This is a genomic window from Rhizobium sp. RCC_161_2 (assembly GCF_041355235.1).
Classification (GTDB): domain Bacteria; phylum Pseudomonadota; class Alphaproteobacteria; order Rhizobiales; family Rhizobiaceae; genus Rhizobium.
In genome coordinates this window covers 476,409-500,445 of record NZ_JBFUPL010000003.1, presented here as the reverse complement: position 1 = coordinate 500,445, position 24,037 = coordinate 476,409, and the positions used below count along the sequence as shown (strand labels likewise).

23 protein-coding genes and 1 tRNA gene are annotated in these 24,037 nt (G+C 60.8%); 22 read left to right on the top strand and 2 right to left on the bottom strand.

All coding sequences use genetic code 11. The annotated features are described in order from the left end of the window. Positions 1 to 23: 23 nt before the first annotated feature. From ybgC to glmM, 11 genes are all read left to right on the top strand, one after another. Positions 24 to 479, top strand: a complete 456-nt coding sequence (gene ybgC / locus AB6803_RS10230; protein WP_007703348.1) for a tol-pal system-associated acyl-CoA thioesterase — start codon at positions 24 to 26, stop codon at positions 477 to 479. A gap of 417 nt (positions 480 to 896) precedes the next feature. Beyond that, positions 897 to 1,619, top strand: coding sequence for a protein TolQ (gene tolQ, locus AB6803_RS10225; RefSeq protein ID WP_047456863.1), 723 nt, complete (start codon positions 897 to 899; stop codon positions 1,617 to 1,619). Positions 1,620 to 1,646: 27 nt separating this feature from the next. After that, the gene (tolR, locus tag AB6803_RS10220; protein WP_371108773.1) at positions 1,647 to 2,105 is read left to right on the top strand and encodes a protein TolR; all 459 of its coding nucleotides are present in this window, start codon (positions 1,647 to 1,649) and stop codon (positions 2,103 to 2,105) included. 9 nt (positions 2,106 to 2,114) lie between these two features. Further along, positions 2,115 to 3,374, top strand: a complete 1,260-nt coding sequence (locus AB6803_RS10215) for a hypothetical protein (RefSeq protein ID WP_371108772.1) — start codon at positions 2,115 to 2,117, stop codon at positions 3,372 to 3,374. Further along, positions 3,374 to 3,805: a cell envelope integrity protein TolA gene (locus AB6803_RS10210; RefSeq protein WP_371108771.1), complete on the top strand. Its 432-nt coding sequence runs from the start codon at positions 3,374 to 3,376 to the stop codon at positions 3,803 to 3,805. Before AB6803_RS10215 ends, AB6803_RS10210 begins: the two co-directional genes overlap by 1 nt. 28 nt (positions 3,806 to 3,833) lie before the next feature. Continuing rightward, positions 3,834 to 5,138 carry a Tol-Pal system beta propeller repeat protein TolB gene (tolB, locus tag AB6803_RS10205; RefSeq protein WP_371108770.1) on the top strand — a complete coding sequence of 435 codons (1,305 nt, stop codon included), beginning with the start codon at positions 3,834 to 3,836 and terminating at the stop codon, positions 5,136 to 5,138. A 155-nt stretch (positions 5,139 to 5,293) separates the two neighbouring features. Beyond that, positions 5,294 to 5,827 (top strand): peptidoglycan-associated lipoprotein Pal, encoded by a 534-nt coding sequence (gene pal, locus AB6803_RS10200; RefSeq protein WP_007703336.1) that lies wholly within the window; start codon positions 5,294 to 5,296, stop codon positions 5,825 to 5,827. A 161-nt stretch (positions 5,828 to 5,988) separates the two neighbouring features. Further along, complete coding sequence (gene ybgF / locus AB6803_RS10195) at positions 5,989 to 7,035, top strand: tol-pal system protein YbgF (RefSeq protein ID WP_371108769.1); 1,047 nt, start codon at positions 5,989 to 5,991, stop codon at positions 7,033 to 7,035. Positions 7,036 to 7,040: 5 nt separating this feature from the next. Continuing rightward, on the top strand, positions 7,041 to 8,378 hold the full coding sequence (gene tilS, locus AB6803_RS10190) for a tRNA lysidine(34) synthetase TilS (protein WP_371108768.1): 1,338 nt from the start codon (positions 7,041 to 7,043) through the stop codon (positions 8,376 to 8,378). A gap of 107 nt (positions 8,379 to 8,485) precedes the next feature. Beyond that, entirely contained in the window at positions 8,486 to 10,429 is a 1,944-nt protein-coding gene (ftsH, locus tag AB6803_RS10185; RefSeq protein WP_371108767.1) for an ATP-dependent zinc metalloprotease FtsH, read from the top strand. 240 nt (positions 10,430 to 10,669) lie between these two features. Next, entirely contained in the window at positions 10,670 to 12,022 is a 1,353-nt protein-coding gene (gene glmM, locus AB6803_RS10180; RefSeq protein WP_371108766.1) for a phosphoglucosamine mutase, read from the top strand. Between the two features lie 90 nt (positions 12,023 to 12,112). Here the strand turns inward: glmM and AB6803_RS10175 are convergent, their stop codons facing one another. Then, the gene (locus AB6803_RS10175) at positions 12,113 to 12,667 is read right to left on the bottom strand and encodes an SH3 domain-containing protein (RefSeq protein ID WP_371108765.1); all 555 of its coding nucleotides are present in this window, start codon (positions 12,665 to 12,667) and stop codon (positions 12,113 to 12,115) included. A gap of 320 nt (positions 12,668 to 12,987) precedes the next feature. On the opposite strand from AB6803_RS10175, the gene AB6803_RS10170 reads away from it, so the two are divergent. Continuing rightward, positions 12,988 to 13,842 carry an outer membrane protein gene (locus AB6803_RS10170; RefSeq protein WP_371108764.1) on the top strand — a complete coding sequence of 285 codons (855 nt, stop codon included), beginning with the start codon at positions 12,988 to 12,990 and terminating at the stop codon, positions 13,840 to 13,842. A gap of 249 nt (positions 13,843 to 14,091) precedes the next feature. Further along, a complete protein-coding gene (locus tag AB6803_RS10165) occupies positions 14,092 to 14,922 on the top strand; it encodes an outer membrane protein (RefSeq protein WP_371108763.1) in 831 nt (276 codons plus the stop codon). Positions 14,923 to 14,931: 9 nt separating this feature from the next. Here the strand turns inward: AB6803_RS10165 and AB6803_RS10160 are convergent, their stop codons facing one another. Continuing rightward, positions 14,932 to 15,684 (bottom strand): glycosyltransferase family 25 protein, encoded by a 753-nt coding sequence (locus AB6803_RS10160; protein ID WP_371108762.1) that lies wholly within the window; start codon positions 15,682 to 15,684, stop codon positions 14,932 to 14,934. Between the two features lie 280 nt (positions 15,685 to 15,964). Here AB6803_RS10160 and AB6803_RS10155 point away from each other — a divergent pair, with 280 nt between their 5' ends. From AB6803_RS10155 to AB6803_RS10115, 9 genes are all read left to right on the top strand, one after another. Beyond that, positions 15,965 to 17,143 (top strand): phosphoserine transaminase, encoded by a 1,179-nt coding sequence (locus tag AB6803_RS10155; RefSeq protein ID WP_371108761.1) that lies wholly within the window; start codon positions 15,965 to 15,967, stop codon positions 17,141 to 17,143. Positions 17,144 to 17,228: 85 nt separating this feature from the next. Beyond that, on the top strand, positions 17,229 to 18,824 hold the full coding sequence (gene serA / locus AB6803_RS10150) for a phosphoglycerate dehydrogenase (protein WP_371108760.1): 1,596 nt from the start codon (positions 17,229 to 17,231) through the stop codon (positions 18,822 to 18,824). Between the two features lie 135 nt (positions 18,825 to 18,959). Then, positions 18,960 to 19,649, top strand: a complete 690-nt coding sequence (locus AB6803_RS10145; protein WP_371108759.1) for a lysophospholipid acyltransferase family protein — start codon at positions 18,960 to 18,962, stop codon at positions 19,647 to 19,649. Further along, complete coding sequence (locus tag AB6803_RS10140) at positions 19,646 to 20,596, top strand: phosphatidate cytidylyltransferase (protein ID WP_371108758.1); 951 nt, start codon at positions 19,646 to 19,648, stop codon at positions 20,594 to 20,596. The genes AB6803_RS10145 and AB6803_RS10140 overlap by 4 nt, the downstream gene beginning before the upstream one ends. Further along, positions 20,593 to 20,979, top strand: a complete 387-nt coding sequence (locus tag AB6803_RS10135; protein ID WP_371108757.1) for a hypothetical protein — start codon at positions 20,593 to 20,595, stop codon at positions 20,977 to 20,979. Before AB6803_RS10140 ends, AB6803_RS10135 begins: the two co-directional genes overlap by 4 nt. Positions 20,980 to 20,982: 3 nt before the next feature. Then, positions 20,983 to 21,633 (top strand): CDP-alcohol phosphatidyltransferase family protein, encoded by a 651-nt coding sequence (locus tag AB6803_RS10130; RefSeq protein WP_371108756.1) that lies wholly within the window; start codon positions 20,983 to 20,985, stop codon positions 21,631 to 21,633. Positions 21,634 to 21,823: 190 nt separating this feature from the next. Beyond that, positions 21,824 to 23,023, top strand: a complete 1,200-nt coding sequence (gene mnmA, locus AB6803_RS10125) for a tRNA 2-thiouridine(34) synthase MnmA (RefSeq protein ID WP_371108755.1) — start codon at positions 21,824 to 21,826, stop codon at positions 23,021 to 23,023. A gap of 164 nt (positions 23,024 to 23,187) precedes the next feature. Then, positions 23,188 to 23,264 (top strand) — tRNA-Met (locus AB6803_RS10120). A gap of 194 nt (positions 23,265 to 23,458) precedes the next feature. Then, positions 23,459 to 23,809, top strand: coding sequence for a hypothetical protein (locus AB6803_RS10115; RefSeq protein WP_371108754.1), 351 nt, complete (start codon positions 23,459 to 23,461; stop codon positions 23,807 to 23,809). The last annotated feature ends 228 nt before the right edge of the window (positions 23,810 to 24,037 follow it).

The following is a 24,037-nucleotide window of genomic DNA, read 5'->3' as shown; positions in this document are numbered from 1 at the left end:
ATTTTTTGGGAGAAGCGGCAACGATGAACAGCCCCTTTCTGATTGCCGGGGAACTGGAAGCCGGTAGCCACCGGCTGGTGCAGCGAGTCTATTATGAGGATACGGATTTTTCCGGCCTCGTCTATCACGCGCGCTACCTTCACTTCCTCGAACGCGGCCGGACGGACTATCTGCGCTGCCTCGGCGTGGAGCAGCGAGAGCTGCTGAATGCCGACGAAGAGGGGCTGGTTTTCGTCGTCCACCGTATGGAGATCGACTTCAAGGGACCGGCGCGGATGGACGATATTCTGACGATCCGCACCGTGACCGAGAAGGCCGGCGGCGCGAAGATGGTGCTTTCCCAGGAAATCCGGCGCGATGACACGCTGCTTATCGCAGCCAAGGTCATTATTGCCGTCATCAACGCCAAGGGGCGGCCGCGGCGGCTGCCGGAAAAACTGGCGGCGCAGATGCTGGTGGCGTCGGAGGCTGCGCTTTAGTGTCGCATTAGCGGTTGCTTGTGGATTTGGGAGGCGTTATGCGGGCCAATGCTGCGGTGCCCAAAAGCCTCCTTGCTTAAACATGAGTTTTGTGTGAAGGAATTGCCGCGCGCAAGATCTGTTTGCGTCCGTCGCCGGCACAGCCCGGTCATTTCTTTCCGGGAGCTAGAATAGCCTTCACTGTTAAATCTTTCATGTTTCGACGCTAACATTCTTTTAACCATAATAGTGTCTTACTGATCGCGTCAGAGTTTGTGCGGTGCACGCCTTCCTTTGACCAAATTTGACGGCAAGAAGGCAGTATAGCTTGGAAGGCTTGACCAGGGCGTTCAGCGGCGGCTGCCAAACAATTCTTGTGAGATCACTTTTAGCCGCCCGGTCTAGCGCCGGGCGTTTGGATTCGGGGATTTTGGATCAATGGAACAAGTAGCATTGGCCGCGGCCACCACACCGGACATCACACTCTGGTCACTCTTCATGCAGGCGGGCCTGGTGGTCAAGCTCGTCATGCTCGGTCTGCTCGCGGCGTCCGTATGGACCTGGGCGATCGTCATCGACAAATATCTGAGCTTTGCCCGGGCACGCCGGCAGTTCGATCATTTCGAACAGGTATTCTGGTCCGGCCAGTCGCTCGAAGAGCTCTACCGTACGCTTTCTGAGCGCACGAACACCGGCCTCAGCGCCATCTTCGTCGCCGCCATGCGCGAATGGAAGAAGTCGTTCGAGCGCGGCGCACGGTCGCCGATCGGCCTGCAGATGCGTATCGACCGCGCCATGGACGTGACGCTGGCGCGAGAATCGGAACATCTGGGCGCCCGCCTCGGATCGCTCGCCACCATCGGCTCAGCCGGTCCGTTCATCGGTCTGTTCGGTACGGTTGTCGGTATCATGACCTCGTTCCAGGCGATCGCCGGTTCGAAGTCGACCAATCTCGCGGTCGTTGCTCCGGGTATCGCAGAAGCTCTGCTCGCAACCGCCATCGGCCTCGTCGCCGCTATTCCGGCGGTTATCGCCTACAACAAGTTTTCGGCCGATGCCGGCAAGCTGACGGGTCGCATGGAAGGCTTCGCGGATGAATTCTCCGCCATCCTGTCGCGCCAGATCGACGAGAAGCTGCAGCCTCGCCAGGCTGCTCAGTAAAGCACAGACGGAACCGGAGTAACTCACATGGCAATGTCTGTTGGAGGCAAAGGTGGCGGTGGTGGCCGCCGGGGAAGTCGTCGTGGCGGAGGCCGGGGCGGCCCGATCTCCGAGATCAACGTAACGCCGCTCGTCGACGTTATGCTCGTGCTGCTGATCATTTTCATGGTGGCCGCGCCGATGATGACGTCTGGTGTGCCGATCGACCTGCCGCAGACGCAGGCAGGCGCGCTCAACGCCCAGACCCAGCCCATCACGATTTCGATCAAGGCCGATGGTCAGGTCTATATCGGGGAATCGGAGATTCAGGCGACCGACATCGCGGCCAAGCTGCAGGCGATCGCCACGACCGGCTATAGCGAGCGCATCTTCGTGAAGGGCGATGCGAAAGCGCCTTACGGCGTTATCGCCGACGTCATGTCGCGCATTCAGGAGGCCGGTTACAAGAATATCGGCCTGGTCACGCAGCAGACAACGGATCACTGACGGATCGCCATGAAGCGTAGCCTTGTCACATCTGCTGTTATTCATGTTCTGGTGCTGGTCGGCGCCATGCTGACACTGACCGCGCCGGCACCGCTGGAGACGCCGGAAAGCACGGCGATGGATGTCGATATCGTGCAGGCGGACCAGCTCCAGCAGGGTGAGAAGAAGGCACCGGTCACGGATCACGTCTCCCGCAAGCAGACCACGAAGCAGGATCAGGTCGCCAATGCTCAGAATGTCGGCGAGAACAACGTCGATATCAAAAACCCGGTCGTGCCGACGCAACGGCCGGAGAGCGACACGGCGGCCTTAGCGCCGAAAAAGGTGGATACGCCCGTTCCGCAGGACGACCCGCGGCCGAACGATGTCAAGACGATCGAGCAGAAGGAGACGGAGGCTGCACCGAAGGAAGTGGCGGCCGTTCCGCAGCAGAAGCCGCAGGTGACGCCCACTCCGACACCGAAGATCGATCCGACGCCTCCGACGCCGAAGGCCGATGCAACGCCGACACCGCCGCCGGCCCAGCAGCCGACGCAGCAGGCCGCGATCCAACTGCCGACCAATGTTCCGCCACCGGCTGTGAGGCCACAGCAGACGCCACCGAAGGTTTTGGATTCAAAACCAGAGACCACGCCCCCGACGAAGCCGGACCCCGAAGTGGCCAGCGTGAAGCCGACGGACAAAACCGCGACTCAGAGCATTAGCAAGGAAAAGTCCGCTGATGATGGTAAAAAGGACAGCGATAAGAAGCGCGAGTCCGCCAAGAGCGCCAAGTCGGGCGCCAGTGATTTCAACGCCGATGATATCTCGGCGATGCTGAACAATACCTCGTCGAAGGGCGGCGCGAAGCGCTCGTCTCAGCAGGCTTCCGCCGGCGCCGATACCCAGGTCGCCTCGCGCGGCGGGATGAAATCGCTCGGCGGCGGCAAACTCAGCCAGAGCCAGAAGGACGGTTTGCGCGATCTGATCGGTAAGAACTGGAATGTCATCCCCGGCATGGAAGGGGCGAGCGATGTCACGATCAAGGTTCATGTTCGTCTCGACAAGTCAGGACAGATTATCGGCGCACCAGAAGTCTCCGTCAGTGGCGGTCCGGCTACGACGCAGCAGGCGCTCAGGGGCGCGGCCGAGCGTGCGGTGCTGAAAAGCCGCGACGATCTGCAAAAGGAAGTGAACGCCGGAGGATTATTGCCGCCGGACAAATATGACGGCGCGGATGGCTGGAACGAACTGGTGCTCAACTTCGATCCGAGGGACTTGGGGCTGTGATGCTGGGATTGCAGTCTACGACGAATCACTGTCCGCACGTTGGCCTCAGCCTGCTTATGGCCTTGGGGATGATGCTGACGGCTCCCAAGTTGACGCATGCGTCGAATGCCACTGCCCTTGCCGCCGTGCAACGGCATGAAGATTTGGCTACGAAGAGCCTGCGCGAAGATATCGCGAAAAATTGGAACATGGTTCCGGGCATGGAGGGAGCGAAAGACGTCCACGTCCGGCTGCATCTCAAGCTCAGCCGAAGCGGAGAGATTGTCGGTGAGCCGAAGGTTACCGTGACCGGCGGCCCAAAGCCGACGCAACAAGCCATAGCGGCAAGCGCAATGCGAGCCGTGCTCCGGGCTGCCCCGTTCAAGAACTTGCCAATAGATCAATACGACCACTGGAAAGAAGTGACCATCAACTTCGACCCGGCTATTTGACGAATTAATGCTGAAAGGCTTGGCACATATGATCAGAAACTCCCTCGTTCGTCTCCTGCTGGTGCTGGCAGGCCTGACGGCAGCCTTCGCCACTCCGGCCTATGCCGTGGTCGAGCTCAACATCAACAAGGGCAATGTCCAGCCCATGCCGATCGCCATTACCGATCTGCTGTCGAATGATGGTCTCGGGGCGCAGATCTCGGGCGTCATTGCCGCCGACCTGCAGCGGTCCGGCCTGTTCGCGCCGATCAACAAGCAGGCCTTCATCGAGAAGATCACCAATTCCGACTCGACGCCTCGTTTTCCGGACTGGACATCGATCAACGCCCAGGCGCTGATGACGGGCCGCGTGACGCAGGATGGGGGCCGCCTTCGCGCCGAGTTCCGCCTGTGGGACACCTTTGGCAACAGCCAGCTGATCGGCCAGCAATTCTACGCTCAGCCGGACAACTGGCGCCGTGTCGCCCATATCATTGCCGACGCGATCTATCAGAAGATCACCGGCGAAAAGGGCTATTTCGACACCCGCGTCGTCTTTGTCGCCGAGAGCGGCCCGAAGACCGCTCGCAAGACGCAGCTCGGCATCATGGACCAGGATGGCGCCAATGTCCGCATGCTGACCGATGGCAGCGATCTCGTGCTGACGCCGCGCTTCTCGCCGAGCCGGCAGGAAGTGACCTACATGTCCTTTGCCAATCAGCAGCCGCGCGTCTATCTGCTGCAGCTGCAGACGGGCCAGCGCGAAATCGTCGGCAACTTCCCCGGCATGACCTTCTCGCCGCGCTTCTCGCCGGATGGCCAGCGGGTGATCATGAGCCTGCAGCAGGAAGGCAATGCCAATATCTATACGATGGATCTGCGCTCGCGCACCACGACGCGCCTGACCTCGACGGCGGCCATCGATACCTCGCCGTCCTATTCGCCCGACGGTACCCAGATTGCCTTCGAAAGCGATCGCGGCGGCAAGCAGCAGATCTATGTGATGAATGCCGATGGCTCCAACCAGCATCGCATCTCGTTCGGCGACGGCTCCTATTCGACGCCGGTCTGGTCGCCGCGCGGCGATCTCATCGCCTTCACCAAGCAGTCGGGCGGCTCATTCTCGATCGGTGTGATGAAGACGGATGGCTCAAGCGAACGCCTGTTGACCACCGGCTTCCACAACGAAGGCCCAACCTGGGCGCCGAACGGCCGCGTCATCATGTTCTTCCGCGAGCCGGCTGGCTCCAGCGGTCCGCAGCTCTATTCGATCGATCTGACCGGTTACAACGAGCAGAAGATCCCGACTCCGGGCTTCGCTTCCGACCCGGCCTGGTCGCCGCTTCTCGAGTAGGGAAGGCGCGCGCCACGTTATCGCCGCAAAGTCCTGTGACTGGACCAGTTAAGGACAATTTTAAGACAGTATTAACCATATTTGTTGAAATCGGATTAACCGCATCCGGTTACAGTCTGGCAACCCTGATAGAGATGTTTAAGGAGAGACCGGCCATGAGCCGCATCGCTACCCCGGCCCTTGGCCACATGCAGACCCTCGCACGCAACCCGATCATGATCGCGCTTTTCGTCGGCCTTTCGCTGGCTGGCTGCGCCTCCAAGAAGGGCCTGCCGAACGATGCCAACGGCCTTGGCCTCAATGGCGCCGGCAGTGCTACTCCGGGCTCGCCGCAGGACTTCACGGTCAATGTCGGCGATCGCATCTTCTTCGACACCGACAGCACGTCGATCCGTTCTGACGCTTCCCAGACGCTCGACCGTCAGGCTCAGTGGCTCGCTCGCTACCCGAACTATGCGATCACCGTCGAAGGCCATGCCGACGAACGCGGCACGCGCGAATACAACCTGGCTCTCGGCGCACGTCGTGCTGCCGCTACCAAGGACTATCTCGCTTCGCGTGGCGTTCCGGCTCAGCGCATGAAGACGATTTCCTACGGCAAGGAACGCCCGGTCGCGACCTGCGACGACATTTCCTGCTGGTCGCAGAACCGCCGCGCCGTTACCGTGCTCAACGGCGCCGGTTCCTGATAGCCGAAATTCCGCTCAAAACGTGCAAAGGCGGCCCCCGTGGCCGCCTTAGTTTTTTTGACCACACTTTGGCCGAACTCCGTTGCTTTTTGAGAGTAATTGTAAAAATCTCCTGTGTTGTGCCCAAGGCGCGAAGAATCAATGGAACAGGATAGATCCATATGAGAAAACTTGTCGTGGCGAGCGTACTTTGCCTCGCTGCTGTTGTCGGCAGTGAGCGTGATGCCTCGGCCCTTTCGCTTTTCGGACTGCACCTAGGCGGTCGTGGCGCTTCGGAACAGGCCGCACCGAGCAATGCCGCTCGTCTGGGCCAGGCCGAACAAGCGCCTGTCATCAACATTCAGAGCAGCAATGCGGAAGTTCGCCTGCAGCAACTCGAGGACCAGATGCGCCAGCTGAACGGCCGCGTCGAGGAGATGAGCTATCAGTTGCTGCAGATGCAGGAGCAGATTCGCAAGACGCAGGAAGACAATGAATTCCGCTTCCAGCAGCTCGAAAAGCGCGGCGGCGGTAGCGGCAGCAACAGCAGCGGCGGTTCTGGCAATCCCCCTGCTGGCGGCTCGATGAAGAAGAGCGAAGCCGATGTTCCGGCCCAGGCACCGGCTGGCGGCCAGCAGGACGATATCGCCGGCGTCATCGGCGATTCAGGTAGCGATATCCCGGCCACGGCTCAGCAGGGCGGTGGCTCCGGCAAGCCGCCGACCCAGCTCGGCTCGATCCAGCTGGATCAGAACGGCAAGCAGGTCGGCGCGACGGCGTCGCGCGCCAATAACGGTTCAGGCGCGCCGCCGAGCACAGGTTCCGGCACGCAGACGGCGTCGCTTGGCAGCGAGAACGATGAGTATAAGGCGGCCTATGGCCACGTCCTGTCCGGCGATTACAGTGTCGCCGAACAGGAGTTCCGCCAGTATATCGACAGCTATCCGAGCAGCGGCCGTGCGGCGGATGCCAACTTCTGGCTCGGGGAAGCGCTCTATTCGCAGGGCAAGTACAATGATGCCGCCAAAACCTTTCTGAACGCGCATCAGAAATACAGCACCTCCGAGAAGGCGCCGGAAATGCTCCTGAAGCTCGGCATGTCGCTTGCTGCCCTCGACAACAAGGACACGGCCTGCGCAACGCTGCGCGAAGTGACCAAGCGTTATCCGAAGGCTTCGAAGGCCGTTTCCAATAAGGTGGCAAGCGAAGAAAAGCGCCTTGCCTGCTGATTTCCATGTCCGCTGACGCTGTGATTGGCGCTGCCTCAGCGCAAATGCCCGAAGCCGCAGCGGCCGATTTCATTCATTCCCTTTGCAAGCCCGCGCATATTCTGGTCGCCATTTCCGGCGGCAGCGATTCCACCGGCCTGCTGGCCGCTCTTGCAGAGCATCTGAAATCTCTTCCGAATTCCGACGTCACCCTCTCCGCCGCAACGATCGACCATGGGCTGCGCGCCGAAGCCGCCGAGGAGGCGCGAGAAGTCGCCGCTTTCTGCGCATCGCTTCGAATTGCGCATGTCATTCGCCAATGGGAAGGCGAGAAGCCGAAGAACGGCATCATGGCAGCCGCTCGCGAAGCGCGCTATGGGCTGCTTGCCGACATCGCCGCCGAAATCTCGGCCAATGTCATCGTCACCGCCCATACAATCGACGATCAGCGCGAGACGCTTGCCATGCGCGCGGCGCGCTTGGGCGAAGGCGAGGCTGGAGCGGGTACCGGCATTGCCGAGGCAATGCTGTTCGACCGGCGCATCTGGATTGTCAGGCCGTTTCTTGCCTGCCGTCGCGTGGATATTCGGGCCTATCTCACCGGGCGAGATACGTCCTGGCTGGACGATCCGAGTAACGATGATGTCCGTTACGAGCGCGTGCGCACGCGCAGACGCCTGTCGGACGATCCAATGCAGATCTCCTTGCCGGATGACGCCACGCGCGCGCTGCTTTCGGTGGAGGCTGCCAGGTGGCTGGATGAACACGTTAGGATCCATGCGGGCGTGCTTTGCGCTATCGACCGCGCGGCGTTCGCCGCCGACGGGGCTGTCATTTCCTATGCGCTCTCCTATCTTGCCGCGGCGATCGGTGGCGAGCCCTATGGGCCTGGCCGCGAGCGTATGCGCCGCATCCTTAATTTCATCGGCGAGGGCAGGCCGGGGCGGCGCACGGCCGGCGGTGTCGTCTTCGACCTGCGCCGGGATGGGCTTTATCTCATGCGCGAGAGCCGTGATATCCGGCCGCTCGTGCTGGCCGCTAGAGCTGATGGGATCTGGGACGGCCGCTTCCGGATCGTCAATCACGGCCCTTCGGTCATTCGGATCGAAGCGGCGGGGGCGACAGGAACGATGGAGTTTTCGGAAGGATTGCCGAAAGGCGCCGTGCAGCGCGCGCGCGCCGTGCTGCCGAAAGTCGTCGCGGGTGACGAGGGCGCTGCCGTGTTGGCCACGATTGCGCCCTATCTGGCGCCTTTCGACCGCTTTTTGACACGATTCAATCTCACATTCGCCGACCGGTTGGCGGCTTGCTTCGGCCGTGAACCCTATGTGCCGTCGCCGCTTTCTGATTTATTGACGGAATAAAGCATGTGTCGGCGTGGTTTGCCTTGGCAACGGCTTGGCGCAACCCTATGTTAGGGATCAAGTAATGCCGCCGTTCAACGGTGGAAGTTTCAGTGCTGGGGAGTTCGATGAACCCTAATTTTCGTAATTTCGCTCTATGGGCAATCATAGCTCTGCTATTGATTGCCTTGTTCAGTATGTTCCAGAACGCGCCGGCACAAACAGGCTCCAGGGAAATTCCATATTCGCAATTCCTCCGGGAAGTTGATTCCGGCCGTGTCCGCGACGTTACCGTCACGGGCAATCGCGTGGTCGGCAGCTATGTCGAGAACGGAACACCCTTCCAGACCTATGCCCCGGTCGTGGACGACAGCCTGCTTGATCGCTTGCAAAGCAAGAACGTCAACATTGTCGGCCGTCCGGAATCGGATGGCTCCTCGAGCTTCCTGAGCTATCTCGGCACGCTGCTGCCGATGCTTTTGATCCTCGGCGTCTGGCTGTTCTTCATGCGGCAGATGCAGGGTGGCTCGCGCGGCGCGATGGGCTTCGGCAAGTCCAAGGCCAAGCTTCTGACCGAAGCGCATGGCCGCGTCACCTTCGACGATGTCGCCGGTGTCGACGAGGCCAAGCAGGACTTGGAGGAAATCGTCGAATTCCTGCGCGATCCGCAGAAGTTCCAGCGCCTTGGCGGCCGCATTCCGCGCGGCGTCCTGCTCGTCGGCCCTCCCGGCACGGGTAAGACGCTTCTGGCGCGCGCCATTGCCGGCGAAGCCAACGTGCCGTTCTTCACGATTTCGGGTTCCGACTTCGTGGAAATGTTCGTCGGCGTCGGTGCAAGCCGCGTCCGCGACATGTTCGAGCAGGCGAAGAAGAACGCACCCTGCATCATCTTCATCGACGAAATCGACGCTGTCGGTCGCCATCGTGGCGCCGGTCTTGGTGGCGGCAACGATGAACGCGAGCAGACGCTGAACCAGTTGCTGGTCGAAATGGACGGTTTCGAGGCCAATGAGGGCATCATCCTCATTGCCGCCACCAACCGCCCTGACGTCCTCGACCCGGCGCTGTTGCGTCCGGGCCGCTTCGACCGTCAGGTCGTCGTGCCGAACCCCGATATCATCGGCCGCGAGCGTATCCTCAAGGTGCATGCCCGTAACGTTCCGCTGGCTCCGAACGTCGATCTGAAGACGCTTGCCCGTGGCACGCCCGGCTTCTCCGGCGCCGACCTGATGAACCTTGTCAACGAAGCCGCCCTGATGGCTGCCCGCCGCAACAAGCGCCTGGTGACCATGCAGGAGTTCGAAGACGCCAAGGACAAGATCATGATGGGCGCAGAGCGCCGCTCTTCGGCGATGACCGAAGCGGAAAAGAAGCTCACCGCCTATCATGAAGCCGGTCACGCGATCACGGCGCTCTATGTCGCCCTTGCCGATCCGCTGCACAAGGCGACCATCATCCCGCGCGGTCGCGCGCTCGGCATGGTCATGCAGCTCCCCGAGGGCGACCGTTACTCGATGAGTTATAAGTGGATGGTGTCGCGCCTCTGCATCATGATGGGCGGCCGCGTTGCGGAAGAGCTGACCTTCGGCAAGGAGAACATCACCTCCGGCGCATCCTCGGATATCGAGCAGGCCACCAAGCTGGCCCGTGCCATGGTCACGCAATGGGGCTTCTCCGACGAGCTCGGCCTGGTTGCCTATGGCGAAAACCAGCAGGAAGTCTTCCTTGGTCACTCCGTCTCGCAGTCGAAGAACGTTTCGGAAGCGACCGCGCAAAAGATCGACAATGAAGTCCGCCGCCTGATCGACCAGGCTTATCGTCAAGCCAAGGATATCCTCACCGAACAGCATGACGGGTTCGTGGCGATCGCCGAAGGCCTGCTCGAATACGAAACGCTGAGTGGCGAAGAGATCAAGGCGCTTATTCGCGGCGAGAAGCCAGCTCGCGATCTCGGCGACGACACGCCGCCGAGCCGTGGTTCGGCCGTGCCGAAAACGGGCGCCAAGAAGGATGGTTCTGTCGGCGCCAAGGGCGAAGAGCCCGAGGGCGGTTTCGAACCGCAGCCGCACTAAACGATAGAGGCGATCGAGCCTAGATGAAGAGGCCAGCTCCCTTGCTACCGGGAACTGGCCTTTTTTAATGCTTTTTAACGGTAACGCGGTGTAATAGGCATTCTCGGTAATTTAAGTGCCGAGTTTTGCAATCTGTGGCATGAGCCTCAAGCATCGATGTTCGCGCCGCCCATGGAATTCACGGGAGCTGGACGGGATGCCGCTGTCCCACAGTGGGACGCCGCAATCACGGGAGTGCATATGAAACGTCGCTATTTCGGAACGGACGGAATCCGCGGACAATCCAACATCTATCCGATGACGCCGGATCTCGCCATGCGCGTGGGTATCGCTGCTGGCACGATCTTCCATCGGGGCAGCCATCGCCATCGCGTGGTTATCGGCAAGGACACGCGTCTTTCCGGCTATATGCTGGAAAACGCCATGGTGGCGGGCTTTACTGCCGCCGGCGTCGACGCCTTCGTTCTCGGCCCTATCCCGACGCCTGCCGTCGCCATGCTGACACGGTCGCTGCGCGCCGATATCGGCGTGATGATTTCCGCCTCGCATAATCCTTACGAAGACAACGGCATCAAGCTTTTCGGCCCCGACGGCTACAAGCTGTCCGACGATCTCGAAATGAAGATCGAGGATCTGCTCGAGAAGGACATGACGGTTCACCTCGCCAAATCCGAGGATATCGGCCGCGCCAAGCGCGTCGACGGCGTGCATGACCGCTATATCGAACATGCCAAGCGCACGCTGCCGCGCGACGTGACGCTGCAGGGCCTGCGCATCGCCATCGATTGCGCCAATGGCGCCGCCTACAAGGTTGCGCCGGCGGTGCTCTGGGAATTGGGTGCCGATGTCGTCACTATCGGCAACGAGCCGAACGGTACCAACATCAATCTCAACTGCGGTTCCACCAGCCCGGTGGCGTTGCAGAAGAAGGTGGACGAAGTGCGGGCAGATATCGGCATCGCGCTCGACGGCGACGCCGATCGCGTCATCATCGTCGATGAGACAGGCACCATCATCGACGGCGATCAGCTGATGGCCGTCATCGCCGAGAGCTGGGCGGAAAACCAGTTGTTGCGCGGCAATGGCATCGTTGCCACCGTCATGTCCAATCTCGGTCTTGAACGCTTCCTGGAAGATCGCGGCATGGCACTTGCCCGCACCGCGGTCGGTGACCGTCATGTCGTCGAGCACATGCGCCAGCACAATTACAATGTCGGCGGCGAGCAGTCCGGTCATATCGTGCTCTCCGACTATGGTACGACCGGTGACGGCCTCGTGGCGGCGTTGCAGATCCTCGCCGTGGTCAAGCGCACCGGCAAGCCGGTCAGCGAAGTCTGCCGGCGTTTCGAGCCGGTGCCGCAGCTGCTGCGCAATGTCCGCATTTCCGGCGGCAAGCCGCTGGAGGACAATCAGGTGCGCAAGGCAATCGCCGATGCGGAGAGCGAGCTTGCCCGCAATGGCCGCCTCGTCATCCGTCCTTCTGGCACCGAGCCACTGATCCGCGTCATGGCGGAAGGCGACGATCGGGGTCAGATCGAGCGCATCGTCGGCGGCTTGATCGACGTGATCTCGAATGTCCGCAACGCTGCCTGATCGACGCTGGAACAATCCTCCATATGAACCGATGGCCGCCTTCGAGGGCGGCCATTGTGTTTCCGGAGCCTGCCTGCAACACGCGGATTATTATCGGAACATTTCGCCGGGGTAGGCGCCCCATAGCAGGTTCTGCCTGATATAGCCGTTCGCGGGATGATCCTGCACGGAAACGCTGCACCATATGCCGGTGCAGGAGCGCAGCGAAAGCAGTACGCGAGGCTGCAATTCGGCGATAACAGAGGCTGTCGTTTCCGGGCCGCCATGCAGCATGGCGTTCGTCTTCAGCCAGGGCGCGACCACCGCTGTCCGCTGTCCCGAAAGCAGCGCGCCGTGCATCCATCCAGTGGTGCCAGTGTCGTCGCGTACTTGCCGCCAGCGACCGTATTCGTCGATGATTTCCAGCGGCAGGCCGGGTTTCATATAGATCCATTTGGTCGGGTAGATCGTTGACGGACCGACACGCATGCGCGCCTTGTGTGCTTTCAGCGAGACGTAGCGGGGAATCGGTAGCCCCGTTTCCCGTCCCCTGTTCCAAGCGGTGGCAGCGACGGGCTGGGCCGGCATCGGCGTCGCGAGGACGGTCGAGGACAGGACACTTAACGTCAGGCAGAGACCGACACATATCATGCGAAAGTAAGTCAACGACTTCCTCCATGTTTCAGGCCCCGGCAACAGTCATGGTAGCGGCTTGATTCTTGCCAATTGGTTTAAAAGCCGCTGGCAGCTTGGGCCGCAGGCCATCTCGACGTGAGACACGAGGATCTGGTTGATTAAGTTATCCTGCTGTTGTGGCACTATAATTATGATTTACTAATGTATAAAATAAAGTATATCCTGCAACCAAACAGAGTAAATATTCGTAGTTAATCGGGTTTTAACCCTTATCAACCATTATCCATGTCATGTCTTTTCGATTGGCAAGCGTTTGTCGTGCCAATGGCAATAACTCTGGAGCCAAAGCCATGATGAAATCCCTTATTGGGGCCGTTGCCGCCCTGCTCGTCGGCACGTCTGCCTTTTCCGCCGATCTCTATACGCCGGAGCCGGTGCAGCAGACGCCGGAAGTTGCCGTCAGCCAGTCAAGCGGCTGGTATTTGCGTGGCGATGTCGGTTACGCTTTTACCAAGTTGCGCGGCGCCAACTACTTCCAGGGCTCCAACTCCAGCCTGGTGGATTTCGATAGTGCCAAGCTTAATGGCAATGTCACGCTTGGCGGCGGCGTCGGTTATCAGATCAACAACTACCTGCGTACGGATGTAACGCTGGATTATCTCTTCAAATCCGACTTCAAGGGCTCGACCAAGGGCGATTGCGGCGGTTGCGGCCCGGATTTCACCTCCGTGCCGGCGACATCTCGCGACCGCGCGTCGCTAACGGCCTATAGCTTGCTTGCCAACGCCTATGTCGATCTTGGCACATACAGCATCTTCACGCCTTATGTCGGTGGCGGTCTCGGCGGCACTTACGTCAAATGGAGCAACCTGAAGAATACCTCATGCTCCGACGCCAATCCGGACTCCTGCGACGGCAGCGTCTCGCATAATGGCCGTGGCAGCTGGCGTTTCACCTACGCGCTGATGGCCGGCACCTCCATCGATCTCTCGTGCAACCTCAAGGCCGATGTCGGCTATCGTTATCGTCATATCGAAGGCGGCAACATGTTCGGCTATGCCGAAAATGGTGGCCCCGGCTACGACAAGGGCCTCAACCTGCATGAAGCCCGCATCGGCGCCCGCTATACTTTCGGCGGCTGCCAGACCGCCAGCTACATGCCGCCGGCCGATATCCCGGCCCAGCCGCAGCCAGTCTACAAGTAAGCGTCTTTCGTTCGAAGTCGTTGAAAAGCCGCCCGGTTCATCCGGGCGGTTTTTGCTTTTCTAGTCTCGCCATTAAGCAATTCCATCGCGTCTTAAACCTTCATTAACCATGAATTCCTTATGGTTAATGAAATGACAATGGCCGCGGCTCGGCCCGGCGTCTCCTCCCGGAGGGCCGGACCATGGGAACGACAGAAGCTGGCCGGCTTGGAATGCGGGCGCCTGCCCGAGGATGGAAGGCGAGGGGTAATGATCCGTTTCGACGCTCTGGCGCTGGCCGCGATGATGGCGAGCGCATGTGCGGGCACTGCCCTTGCAGCTGATCTGCCACCGGAAATCAAAATGCCGGAAGTCAGCGTTAAGGACGCCCAGGGCTGGTATGCGCGCGCCGACCTTGGTTACGCCGTCAACGCCAGCCACGGCGATACGAGTTTCCGCGCCTATGATCCCGCCGGCGGCGGCTATAGCGCCGGCCGATTCGATTCGGATCGCTTCAGCGGCGATTTCTCCGGCGGACTGGGTGTCGGATACCAATTCAACGACCTGTTCCGCGCCGATCTCACTGGTGATTATTTCAGCGGCGACTACGACGGTCGGGTCTTGAGCGCATCGCCATGCTCGGGCGGGGCAGGTGGCACGGGCTGCTCGACCAAGGCGCGCTCGTCTTTCAAGGCGGGTAGTCTGATGGTGAACGGCTATGTCGATCTCGGCACGCTCGCCGGCTTCACACCCTATGTCGGAGCGGGGCTCGGCGCGACCAGGATCTCATGGAGCAGCGTCAATGCCATCGGCTCCTGCGTCGACGGCACCTCCAGTTGTGGCGGCAGCACATCCGTCAGCACGCGCTATCCCGGCGACAGCGACTGGCGCTTCACCTACGCCTTGATGGCCGGCGTTGCCTATGAAGTCGCGCCGAATGTGAAGCTGGATCTTGGCTATCGTTTCTCGCATGTCGCCGGCGGCGACATGTTCGGCTATTCCGCCGCCGATTCGGCGGCAGGCGCCGGCGGCACGATGGGCCGCGACGGCGCCTTGTCGCGTCACGAGATTCGCGTTGGCTTGCGAATCACCACCTGGTAGGCCCACCCCTTATGGCGTTGTGAGCACGTAGGCGATGCGGCGGAAGAAATCCCAAGTGCGGAAAAGATGCGCCGGGATGCGCCGCAATGCGGTGGATTTCGCGGCGCGATAGTCACGGCGCCAGCCGATCATCGTGGTTCTCTGCAATGGGCTGAAGCCGACGATATTGGCGCGCGTGGTGACGATGGATGTCCGCATGTCCCAGCCGCGCTCGATGGCGACATCCCAGGGCAGGGACATGACCGCGAGCGATCTGACGATCTTTTCCGCGCCAGTGCGTGTCACGAGATAGCAGGCCGTCGAACCCTGCGGGCCGAAGAGGCAGCGGCCGATCACATCGCCTCTGCGGCTGCGGGTTGTAGCGCGGAATCCGCCCCAGCGATGATTGACGAGTTTAATGACTTCGGCGTTTGGGACCGCTTGCTGCGCTGCCATGGCGCGGGCAAGGAAATCACCATCCAGCGCAATGTCGTCTTCAATGATGATGGCGGATTGGCTGTTGCCCGCTAGAAACTGCCGTAGCGCGAGCAGATGACTGCGGTAGCAACCATATTCGCCAGGCAGGATCACCCTGCCATGCCGGCGCTGGAAACGTTCGTGATCGACGTCGACCCATTGCTCATGCGGCAAAAGAGCGCCGTCGACGCCATCGACGCGCTCAATTTTGATGCCGAGTTCTTCGCTCTGCCGTTGAATTTCCGCCAAACGGTCCGTCGCCCGATCAATATTGATGAGGTAGACGGGCAGAGGCTGCGCGGGCATGCGAGGGCTTTCGGACAATACGGCGTGATGTATTAAAGACATTTGTTCTTCATCGATCGGCGCAAATCCATCCAACGCCATAACATATGATGGCGTGTCCGCAAAGAAGCGAGCTTTTGTGTGGCTAATTCAGCATCTTCGCCAGCACCTCCCTGCACGAATTCGTGAGGCATTGTCCACACGCACATTTCGCCTATTGCGCTCAAGCTTGGCTTCCAATATATCCGGCGGCGGGACACTCCTCCCCAACGAGGAGCTTTCTATCTGAGAGGATAGCATCATGACTAAGCTCGCCAAGCCGGACATCCGTCCGAACAATACCCATTTTTCTTCTGGCCCCTGCTCGAAGCGCCCCGGTTGGACGCTCGATGCCCTTTCCGACGCGCCTCTTGGCCGTTCGCACCGTGCGAAAGTCGGCAAGGCCAAGCTGAAGCAGGCCATCGATCTTACCCGTGACATTCTGGAAGTGCCTGCGGATTACCGCATCGGCATTGTTCCGGCTTCCGATACCGGCGCCGTCGAAATGGCGCTCTGGTCTCTGCTCGGAGAGCGCGGCGTCGACATGCTCGCCTGGGAAAGCTTCGGTGCCGGCTGGGTCACCGATGTCGTCAAGCAGCTGAAGCTCAAGGACGTCCGCAAGCTCGAAGCCGGTTACGGCGAGCTGCCCGATCTTTCCGCTGTCGATTTCGACCGCGACGTGGTCTTCACCTGGAACGGCACCACCTCCGGCGTCCGCGTTCCGAACGCCGACTTCATTCCAGCTGACCGCAAGGGTCTGACGATCTGCGACGCCACCTCGGCCGCTTTCGCGCAGGACCTCGACTTCGCCAAGCTCGATGTCGTCACCTTCTCCTGGCAGAAGGTTCTGGGCGGCGAGGGCGCGCATGGCGTCATCATCCTGTCGCCGCGTGCCGTCGAGCGTCTGACCACCTATCAGCCCGCCTGGCCGCTACCGAAAATCTTCCGCATGACCAGCGGCGGCAAGCTTATCGAAGGCATCTTTACCGGCGAGACGATCAACACGCCGTCGATGCTCTGCGTCGAGGACTATATCGACGCGTTGCTCTGGGCCAAGGACCTCGGTGGTCTCAAGGCTCTGATCGGCCGCGCTGACGCCAACGCCAAGGTCATCCATGACTTTGTGGCCGCCAACGACTGGATCGCCAATCTCTCCGCCAAGGTCGAGACGCAGTCCAACACGTCCGTCTGCCTGAAGATCGTCGATTCTCAGGTCGTCGCTCTCGACAACGACGGTCAGGCGAACTTCGCCAAGGGTCTGGTCGCGCTCCTCGAAAAGGAAGGCGTCGCCTATGACGTCGGCCATTACCGCGACGCGCCGTCGGGCCTGCGCATCTGGGCGGGCGCGACGATCGAAGCCGCCGACATGCAGAAGCTGATGCCCTGGCTCTCCTGGGCCTTCGAAACGCAGAAGGCAACGCTCTCCCAGGCTGCTGCCTGAGTTTCAAGCGTTCCCGGCTCCGCCAAAAGGGCGGAGCCCAGCATTCCGAATTCATCGTTATTCGACCTTTTTCAGGAGGCCTCCCATGGCACCTCGCGTTCTCGTATCCGACGAATTGTCGGAAACCGCCGTCCAGATCTTTCGCGATCGTGGCGTCGAAGTCGATTTCCAGCCGCAGCTTGGCAAGGACAAGGACAAGCTGCTCGAAATCATCGGCAATTATGATGGCCTCGCCATCCGTTCCGCCACCAAGGTGACCGAGAAGATCATCGAAGCGGCGAAGAACCTCAAGGTCGTCGGTCGCGCCGGCATTGGCGTTGACAATGTCGATATTCCGGCCGCATCGCGCCGCGGTATCATCGTCATGAACACGCCCTTCGGCAATTCGATCACCACCGCCGAGCACGCTATCGCCCTGATGTTCGCCGTTGCCCGCCAGCTTCCGTCCGCCGATGCCTCGACCCAGGCCGGGAAGTGGGAGAAGTCGAAGTTCATGGGTGTCGAAATCACCGGCAAGACGCTCGGCGTCATCGGCGCCGGCAACATCGGCTCGATCGTCATTGCCCGCGCCATCGGCCTGAAGATGCATGTCGTCGCCTATGACCCGTTCCTCTCCAAGGAGCGCGCCGAGGAAATGGGCGTCACCAAGGTTGAGCTCGACGAGCTTTTCGCCCGCGCCGACTTCATCACGCTGCATGTGCCGCTGACCGACAAGACCCGCAACATCATCGATGCCGATGCGCTTGCCAAGATCAAGCCGGGCGTGCGTATCATCAACTGCGCCCGCGGCGGTCTGGTGGATGAGGCAGCCCTTGCCGCCGCCATCAAGTCCGGCCATGTCGCCGGTGCCGCCTTCGACGTTTTCGAGGTCGAGCCCGCCAAGGAAAGCCCCTTGTTCGGCCTGCCGAATGTCGTCTGCACGCCGCATCTCGGCGCATCGACCACGGAAGCGCAGGAAAATGTCGCGCTGCAGGTGGCCGAGCAGATGTCGGACTATCTCGTCAAGGGCGCGGTCTCCAACGCCATCAACATGCCGTCGATCACCGCCGAGGAAGCACCGCTCCTGAAGCCGTTCATCAAGCTCGCCGATGTTCTCGGCGCCTTCGTCGGCCAGGTGACGGACGATCCGATCAAGGAAATCGAGATCCTCTATGACGGCGTCACCGCGGGCATGAACACCAAGGCGTTGACGAGTGCGCTGCTGGCCGGTCTCATCCGCAACCAGGTCGCCGACGTCAACATGGTTTCGGCGCCGATCATGATCAAGGAAAAGGGTATCGTCCTTGCCGAAGTCAAGCGAGACAAGACCGGCGTCTATGACGGCTACATCAAGCTGACGGTCACCACCGACAGCATGAGCCGCTCGGTCGCCGGCACCGTGTTCTCCGACGGTAAGCCGCGCTTCATCCAGATCAAGGGCATCAATCTCGACGCCGATGTCGGCAACCACATGGTCTACCTCGCCAATACCGACGTTCCCGGCATGATCGGCTTTATCGGCACGACCCTCGGTTCCGCCGGCGTCAACATCGCCAACTTCCAGCTCGGCCGCGACAAGCAGGGTGGCGACGCCATCGCGCTGCTCTATGTCGATGGTCCGATCAACGACGAGGTTCTGGGCAAGCTGACCGCCCACCAGGCGATCCGTCAGGCCAAGCCGCTGGTGTTCAACGTCGACTAAATCGCTCCTCCCAAGAGCTATGCGAAGAGCCCGGCGGAACGTCAGTTGCGTCGGGTTTTTCTTTACCTTCTATGGCTGTGGATAAGTCCACGCATCAGGCTATCGGGGGCCTGCAAACACGCTTATTTCTTTGTCATGGGGGCGTTGCAAAAGAGCATTTTCGGGGACACGCTGGGCAAGCCGGTCGAATGGCTTGCGAAACCTGCATCCGTTGCCATCGTGCTGTTTGCGCGGGCCGTTACCGCCGTCAGGGCGATCTGGCCGGAGAGCGGCGCTCCGACCGACCGATGCGTCTATTTCGCCAATCATTCCAGCCACGGCGATTTCATCCTGATCTGGACCGTACTTCCGCCTCGGCTGCGTCAACGCACGCGGCCGGTCGCCGGCGCCGACTACTGGTTGAAGTCGAAATTGAACAGTTTCATCGGTCGTGATGTCTTCAATGCCGTTCTGATCGAGCGCGATCGCGAAGCGCGAACGGAAGATCCGGTCGAGCAGATGGCTGCGGTGATCGACGCCGGCTCCTCGCTGATCCTGTTTCCCGAGGGCACGCGAAACCTGACGGATGCGCCGCTACAGCCGTTCAAAAGCGGGCTTTACCATCTGGCGATGGCTCGTCCCGATATCGATCTTATTCCCGTCTGGATCAACAATCTCAACCGCGTCATGCCGAAGGGTGAGTTCGTGCCCATTCCGCTGATCTGCACGGTGACTTTCGGCGAGGCGCTGCATATCGGCGCGGACGAGGAGAAGGCGGACTTTCTGGCGCGGGCGCAGGCGGCGCTGCTGGCTTTGTCGCCCAAGCAAGTGGGGCATGGCGAATGAGCGCGGCAAGCTCCGATCTGATCCATCTGGTTCTCGGTATTTTCGGCGTTCTGATCGTCGCGTCCGTCATCGGTTATGTGTTGCAGCAGCGGCTGTCGCCGGATGGATCGAACGCGGCGATCGAAAACCTCAATGCCCGCATCAAGGCCTGGTGGGTGATGGTCATCCTGATCGGTCTCGCCTTTCTGGCGGGCCGCGCCGGCGTCATCCTGCTCTTTGCCTTCTGTTCCTTTGCGGCGCTGCGCGAATTCATCACGCTGATCAGCACCCGGCGCGCCGACCATTGGGCGCTTGCCGCCGCATTCTTCATCGCTCTGCCGGTGCAATATTATCTGCTCTGGGCCGAGGAATACGGCATCTATGCAATCTTCATCCCGGTCTACGCCTTCCTGCTGATGCCGATCATCGCGGTCTTGCGCGGCGACACCGAGCGCTTCCTGATCCGCATCGCCGAAGTGCAATGGGCGTTGATGATCTGCGTTTTCTGCGCCTCGCATGTGCCGGCGCTGTTGACCTTGCATATTCCCGGCTATGAAGGCCGCAACGTCCTTCTGATCGCCTTCCTCGTCATCGTCGTGCAGCTCAGCGACGTGCTGCAATATGTCTGGGGCAAGTTGTTCGGGCGCCACAAGATCGCGCCGAAACTGTCGCCGTCGAAAACGGTGGAAGGCTTTGTCGGTGGCGTTGCCAGCGCGACGCTGATCGGCGCGGCGCTATGGTGGATCACGCCGTTTACGCCGCTGCAAGCCGGACTGCTTGCCTTCGTCATTACGATCATGGGCTTCTTTGGCGGCCTGGTGATGTCGGCGATCAAGCGTGATCGCGGGGTCAAGGATTGGGGGCAGCTGATCGAAGGCCATGGCGGGTTGATCGACCGGCTGGATTCTGTCGTCTTCTCTGCCCCGATCTTCTTTCATCTGGTTCGCTATTGGTGGTCGATATCATGAAGTCGCGGGTGAGGGCGCTTGCCGGCAGCAGCATCGTGCATGTGCTTTTCGCCTTCCTCGCCATGGGCGGCTGGGCCGTTTTCGCGAACCGGATGCATCCGATGCCGCGGCCCGTAATCGCCGGTCTTGTCCAGGGTATCCTATCGGCCTGCTTGACGCTGTTCCTCAAATCGGTGATCGAGGCGCTGTCGCGGCGATTTCATGGTCTTACCGCCCTCTGGGCGCCACCCTTGATCGCCTGCCTTGGCTCCACCGGCATATTGGTGACGATCCATGCGCTCAGCGGCACGCCGGAGATCTTGAAGACCATCGCCGTGCCGCTGCTGGTGTCGACCAGCTATGCGACGATCTATAATTATTCGATTTCCGGCAGGAGGCGTTAAATCATGGTCGGCGAAGGGACGGGCGACAGGCGGCCATTGGCCAGCCGCAACACGCGCTGGGCGCAGGGACTGGCGCGGTGGATGACGGCGCTGTCGGTGACGCCGAACCAGATATCGCAGGCGAGTATGGTCACGGCGGCGCTGGCGGGCGGCTCGTTCTGGCTATCGGGGCAGGAGGATGTCGGGTTGCGCATCCTGTTTCTGATCCTTGCGGCGCTCTTCTGTCAGCTTCGGCTGCTGTGCAATCTGCTTGACGGCATGGTTGCCGTCGAGGGCGGCAAGGGTGAGGCGGATGGGCCGTTCTGGAATGAATTCCCGGACCGCATCGCCGATATCCTGATCTTTGCCGGTGTCGGCTATGGTATCGCCGCGCCTGGCCTCGGCTGGGCGGCTGCCACCTTTGCCGTGCTCACCGCCTATGTCCGCGAACTCGGCCGTGCCACCGGCAACCCCAGCGATTTCGGCGGGCCGATGGCCAAGCAGCATCGCATGGCAACGATCACGGCCGCAGCACTGCTCTCCATCCTCGAAGTGCTCTGGACCGGCGGCGCCTGGGTGCTGACCATCGCACTGTGGATCGTCGCTGTCGGGGCTGCGGTGACGGCGCTGCGGCGCGGGCTCAAGCTCATCCGGCAGCTGAAGGCGAAGCACTGAGCGTCGCTCGCGGCCGCTCTGATTCGCCGCCCCTTGCGCCCGGCGGCAATCCTTTCTATATCCCTGATCGATTGAGGCCGGGTGGATAAAGCCGCCGTGTGCCCCCAGATGATAAAAATCCGCCGCTTTTGCATGGCAACCGGTGGAAAGAAGACAGCACCGAAGATCGACTGAGATTGGCGGCAAGACCGTGAACACACTGGATTTTGACAAGAAGCCGGAAGACACCCGTGTCGTCGTCGCCATGTCGGGCGGCGTCGATAGTTCTGTTGTCGCCGGCATTTTGAAGCGCCAGGGCTATGATGTGCTCGGCATCACGCTGCAACTCTACGATCATGGCGCTGCCGTGCACCGTGCCGGCTCCTGTTGCGCCGGCCAGGATATCGACGATGCCCGCCGCGTCTGCGAGACGATCGGCATTCCGCATTATGTGCTCGATTACGAGAAGCGTTTCCGCGAGACAGTGATCAATCCCTTCGCCGAGAGCTATGTCGCCGGCGAGACGCCGATCCCTTGCGTGTCCTGCAACCAGACCGTCAAGTTCGCCGATCTGCTGGCGACCGCCAAGGAACTCGGCGCCGACGCGCTGGCGACCGGCCATTATATCCGCTCGCGCCCGAACCCGTCGGCGGACCATCCCGGCCGCCGTGCGCTCTATCGCCCTGCTGATGCCGACCGCGATCAGAGCTATTTCCTGTTTGCGACGACGCAGGAGCAGATCGACTATCTGCGCTTTCCGCTCGGCGGCATGCCGAAGGCGGAGACCCGCGCGCTGGCCGAAGAGATGGGCCTTGTCGTTGCCAAGAAGGCTGACAGTCAGGACATCTGTTTCGTGCCGCAGGGAAAATATTCCGACGTCATCGCCAAGCTGAAGCCGAATGCGGCGCTTGCGGGCGAGATCGTTCATCTCGACGGCCGCGTGCTCGGCCGCCACGAAGGCATCCTGCATTATACGATCGGCCAGCGCCGGGGCATCGGCGTCGCCACCGGCGACCCGCTCTATGTCGTCTATCTCGACGCCCGCTCGCGCCGGGTCATCGTCGGCCCGAAGGAAGCGCTGGAAACGCACCGCGTCTATCTGCGCGACGTCAACTGGCTCGGCGACGAACCGCTGCCGCAAGCCGCCTCCGGCGAAGGCTTTGCCTGCTACGCCAAGGTCCGCTCCACCCGGCCGCCGGAGCCCGCCGTGCTGCGCGCCGACAAGGACGGCATCTATGTCGACCTGACGATCGGCGAAGCGGGTGTCGCGCCTGGCCAGGCCTGCGCCCTCTATTCCGCCCCCGGCGACGACGCCCGCGTCTATGGCGGTGGCTTCATCGAACGTTCCGAGCGCGAGCCGATGGCTGAGGCGTCGCTGAAGGCATTGCTGGCAAGCCCGGTTGCGGCTTGAAGGCAGGTGCTGGGTCGCGCAGGGGAAAGCGTTGATTTTTCCAAATCATCCGCTTGACACAAAGCCGAACCGCACCTTATAAGCCGCTCAACCGACGAGCCAACGCTCTTTGAGCGGCGGTTTTGTTTGGCCCTTGTGCATACGTAATGACTATGCGCGGATGTGGCGGAGTAGCTCAGTAGGTCAGAGCAGAGGAATCATAATCCTTGTGTCGGGGGTTCAAATCCCTCCTCCGCTACCATTTAATAGCCGGCAGATTCTTCTTGGTTATTCCAGGCAGCCACTTCTTGATTTCACAATGATATTCTCGACCCAGTGCTTGTGAGCTGCCGGGGCGTTGGTCTGGCGATTTGTTAGGCTTTGAATATGTCTTACGCCTTTGTAAGGATGTGTTCCTGATAAACATAGAGCATCGATAAACGCACAACATCATTTTTGACGACAGCGCTCGCCGGAGCGCTGTCGTTTTATGTCGGCATTAATCCGCCCAGCGAGCCGGTTTCAGGCTCGATAATAGCGATGGTGACGATAGTGGGGATGGTGCCGGTGGTGCTTGTACCAGCCGCGGTGATGACCGCGCCAGTAGTGGCTCCGGTGGCTGCGATGCGATTTCCAGTGATGCCTGTGATGGCGTTGACCGTGCCAATTGCGATGATGGCGATGATGACGATAGTCGACCGTCTGAACGGACGATTGAACTTCCGGCTTGGTCATATTCATCATCGGCGTGGCCGATGCTGCACCGGCGCCGATAAGCAGGCCGATGCCAAGGATTGCAGCAAGTAGAGTTCTAAAGATTTTCATGATGAACCTCCTCCATCTTCCTCATCCTGAGACCCATGGGCTGAACAGGGGATGAATGACTGCCGAGCGTGCCATTCGCCTCAAGGAATCGGCTCTGCCCTTTGAGGAAAGGCAGAGCCGGGGGCCAGGTACTGGCTCGCGTGCGAACGAGCTATTTGGGGGGCGGCGGGCTCGTCCGCACCACAATGGTCTACCACCATAAGCTGAAGT